Origin of the sequence: Sphingobium sp. SA916 (assembly GCF_002894065.1) — a bacterium.
Taxonomy (GTDB): Bacteria; Pseudomonadota; Alphaproteobacteria; order Sphingomonadales; family Sphingomonadaceae; genus Sphingobium; species Sphingobium fuliginis.
The window spans coordinates 1-3,717 of the sequence record NZ_LXYF01000104.1 but is presented as its reverse complement, the minus strand read 5'-3'; the positions used below and the strand labels follow the sequence as shown (position 1 = coordinate 3,717).

General features: G+C 59.3%; 5 protein-coding genes and 1 pseudogene. 4 read left to right on the top strand and 2 right to left on the bottom strand.

Translation table 11 applies throughout. From position 1 onward, the window contains the following. Together tnpB (A8G00_RS24915) and A8G00_RS23870 are read right to left on the bottom strand one after the other, a co-directional pair. Window positions 1–274 (bottom strand): IS66 family insertion sequence element accessory protein TnpB (gene tnpB, locus A8G00_RS24915; RefSeq protein WP_146032646.1); only part of this gene is annotated, 274 nt, incomplete at its 3' end. After that, window positions 274–681, bottom strand: a complete 408-nt coding sequence (locus tag A8G00_RS23870) for a transposase (RefSeq protein ID WP_253258082.1) — start codon at window positions 679–681, stop codon at window positions 274–276. The genes A8G00_RS23870 and tnpB (A8G00_RS24915), both read right to left, overlap by 1 nt. 816 nt (window positions 682–1,497) lie before the next feature. On the opposite strand from A8G00_RS23870, the gene A8G00_RS23865 reads away from it, so the two are divergent. The 4 genes and pseudogenes from A8G00_RS23865 to tnpB (A8G00_RS25515) form a co-directional block, all read left to right on the top strand. After that, window positions 1,498–2,676, top strand: coding sequence for an MFS transporter (locus tag A8G00_RS23865; protein WP_103001882.1), 1,179 nt, complete (start codon window positions 1,498–1,500; stop codon window positions 2,674–2,676). 222 nt (window positions 2,677–2,898) lie between these two features. Next, window positions 2,899–2,976: pseudogene (locus tag A8G00_RS23860) on the top strand (integrase core domain-containing protein); the annotation flags it as partial. A 99-nt stretch (window positions 2,977–3,075) separates the two neighbouring features. Continuing rightward, window positions 3,076–3,447, top strand: a complete 372-nt coding sequence (locus A8G00_RS23855; protein WP_103001881.1) for a transposase — start codon at window positions 3,076–3,078, stop codon at window positions 3,445–3,447. Then, the coding region (gene tnpB, locus A8G00_RS25515) for an IS66 family insertion sequence element accessory protein TnpB (protein ID WP_146032645.1) at window positions 3,444–3,717 on the top strand (274 nt) is incomplete at its 3' end. The genes A8G00_RS23855 and tnpB (A8G00_RS25515), both read left to right, overlap by 4 nt.

Here is a 3,717-nt window from a genome sequence, read left to right as displayed (position 1 = left end):
AACAAGCTTGAGATGCTTGCCCCGGCGGTACGGCGCCACCTGCATCATCATTCCGAAAAACGGATGCCAAGGGTAGACGACCATATCGTGACGCAAAGCGTATGCGGAATGTCGGTAAGTGGGCTCGCTTCGAACGGAATACAAAAATATCGCTGGAGTAGGGATCCCTGCCCAGTTCATGAGCGACAAGCGCCGAAAGCCTGTTGATCCCGGCACGAAAATCGATCGGCCCGGTCACCAGCACGACCTTGAGGTCGCTTTTATCGCCGAACATCACGTGCGCAGGGCCTCGCAAACCGCCCGAAGCATGTCCTTGTTCACCGTATCGCGAACAAAGATACGCGCGTCACCGATGGCGATCTCCAACTCACAATTGGCGCCGGTAGCACTGTCCTCCAGTTCAAGCGGCACGAACGAGATCGACTGCACCGGCGTGCGATCGCGAACCGTCCGGCGCCAGTTATGCAACAGGCCGCGGCTTACTCCATGCCGCCGCGCCACCGCGGCGATGTTCGCCCCCGGCTCGAAGCTCTCCGCCGTAATCCGCGCCTTCTCCCGCGGATCCCAGCGCCGGTTGCGCCGCTGCGGGCCAAGTATCGTTACAGCAGGCTCAAAAGCCGTGATCGCACTGTGCGGCACACCGTCACAATCCGAATTCGCACACGATGCCGCACTGTTCATATCTGCGGTCAAATCGGCTTGCGCCACCTCGTCGAGCATCAGCAAAATCCCACTGCCATCAATGGCAGTGTCATAGGCCCTCAACACATGGCTGCCCATGTGGGGTGATCGCACCGCTAACCCCCGGATCGCTTCCAGTGCCACCTTCGCCTTGAAATCAGCGCTGTAGCGCTTCCTCGTCGTCTTCATTCCCGTGCTAGTCCTTCAGGTCGGGAGTAGCTTAACACTCTGTCCAGAAAACCGGGACCACCTCCGAGAGATGGCATTTCTCAATGCAGATCGATTCCTCTGCTGACCCAGGAAAGGCGGCAACGATTAGAGAGGCTAAGCCGACACAATCGGGTCGGAGGCCGCCTCCGATGCAAAACAGTCCCCTGCTATGGGGACTGTTTCTCGTTCGCACATGCGCCAATTACTTGGCAGCAACAGAACCGATCTGATGGACATACGTCTAACCTTGGCTGCCTTAGCGGTCCTCCTGACGCTGCGCCGCAAATGGGCGGCTGCCGGCGTCCATCGCCGAATGCGTCAGACGATTGCGCTCCTGCGGGCACCTGCGCTAATGTCCGGTTGGTGAGATGGAGAATGAGGTGAATGGTCCCCAGTAACCGGCTTCCAACGCGCGCAGCCACATCGTCGGACCGCAGCGTCAAGCGATCCCTCCCGATTTGGCGATAGTTTAGATCGACTTAAACGGCAGCCGTCGTGCCTCCTCGCGACGCACAAAATCATAAGGTAAACCCAATGCAGTGTGAGAGCTCTCATCCGACCGTCGCGTTGACAGAGCCAAGCGAGGAACCTCGGCCATGGGCTGCGATGACGATTGCCGTCGGGGCTGCGCTTGTCACGTGGGTGACACCAATCCTGTACACGCAGATGGTAGTCGAAGGACTAATGACAACCGCACAGATTGGTCGCGCGGCGAGCGTCGAGCTTCTGTGCGCCGCGGCAGCCAGTGCCATTACAGGTGCAAGATTCAGTACCGAGGGCCTGCGCCGGAAGTTGCTGTGCGCCACCATAATCTTTACGCTGGCGAATCTGGTTTCTGGCTTTGTCGGTTATCCGATGATCCTCGTGATGCGGGGTATCTGCGGGGCATGCTCTTCGGTCTTTCTGTGGTTTCTGTTCAATGTATTCGCGCGCTCGACCCGGCCCACCCAGCTTTATGGGATGTTCCTTGTCACTGAAGGGGTGCTCGGTCTCATCGTGGCGTCCGTGACGACAGGTGCTATCCTGCCGATGTTCGGTTCTCAGGGAGGCTACATCGCACTCGCGGCGTTTGGCGCAGTCAGTGTCGCGATGTGCGCCGCGGTGCCGAAATCCTTTGCCCCGCTTCCCCACGTGAAAATCGGCAGGAACAAACCAACGGCAAGGGGCGCTCTTGGTCTCGCGGTAGCATTCATGTCTATGGGTGGGCTGCTGACGATCTGGGTGTTTGTCCCTGCACTGGCGCTTCAGCAAGGCTTGCCGGCCTGGGTAATGGCGACGGCTGTACCGGTAGCGCTGATTTGCCAGGTTCTCGGGGGCTTCGCCGCTACCTTTACAGGACATCGTTTCCCCATCCGGCCGGCGCTATTGGTAACCTATTTCTTGTTGGTCTGCGTGGCAGGCATCTGGATCGCAACCACTGCTTCGATGCTGTTCATTCTCTTGGCCGGCGGACTCAGCTTTCTTTGGATGTTTCAGGTTCCAATCACATTATCCTACTTGGTAGACCTCGATCCCACCCGGCGCAGTGTCCTGTTCCAGACAAGCTGCCAGCAACTTGGCTCAGCTTCTGGGCCGGCGCTTGGTTCGCTTTTGGTTGTTGGGGCTGACGTCCGCCACGCAATCCTGGTCGGTGCCGCTATGTTAATCACCGCGCTGTCCTTGGTCGTAGCCGAGACCATCTACGGGCGGCGACGGACAAAGTTGCACAGTCCGGAGGCCGCGCTGCTGACAATCCCGGCTGCGCAGGAATTACAGTCAGTCACAACTGCCAGAAGCGCCAATTAGAGCGGTTTTCGACCGCTTTGAATCGATAGGAGATTTCTCTCGGGGCCGATTACTGATTCTCATGTCCGAATTCGAGAGTGCGGACACAGGCTTTCAGTCGCCTTTTCGGCGTGAAGGGATATTGGCTGTGCAGGGTCGGGCGCGGCGGCAGTAAGACGACGGTTGATCAGACTCTGATACGCGGGTTGTATACCGCAGGACCGTGGTTCGTCTCGGGCCTGCAGGCCTGGAAAGCCTACCGACAATGCCTTTGTGGAAAGCTTCAATGGCCGGCTTCGCGATGAATGCCTGAACAGTAACCGAACGGCTGAGGCCGCCTGCCAGGAGGTGAGTTGAGCGGGTAAGAGACGTCGATAAGGACGTCGATAAGGACGTCCTTATCGAGAGCGAGGGACGGCGGTGGAGATATTGGGCCGGGAACGGCGTCGTCGATGGGCGGACGCGGAGAAGCTGGAGATCCTCGCCGCGGTGGGGTTGAACGGCGAGACGTTGGCGCGCGTTGCGCGGCGCTACGATGTGTCGCGAAGCCAGATTTATAATTGGCGCCGTCAGTTCAAGAAGCGAGGATTGCTGCCGACGCCGGTTGGGCCGACCTTTTTGCCGTTCGACATCGGCGCTCCCATGCTGAACGCGGCGCCCGCGCTCGAGGAGCGGATGGTCTCGCCCGCCATGGTCGAGCTGTGTCTGACGCAAGGGCGGCGCCTTCGCTTCGATAGTGGCATCGAAGGCGCGACCCTGACCCGCCTCATCCGGTCGGTGGAAGCTGCATGATCGGACCGGGAACCGGCGTAAGGGTATATCTTGCCTGCGGCGTCACTGACATGCGCAAAGGGATTTCGGGTCTCGCCATGCTAGCCCAGTCCGTGTTGCGACAGCAGGCAACCAGCGGCGCCGTATTCGCCTTTCGGGGACGGCGCGGCCACTTACCGACATTCCGCATACGCTTTGCGTCACGATATGGTCGTCTACCCTTGGCATCCGTTTTTCGGAATGATGATGCAGGTGGCGCCGTACCGCCGGGGCAAGCATCTCAAGCTTGTT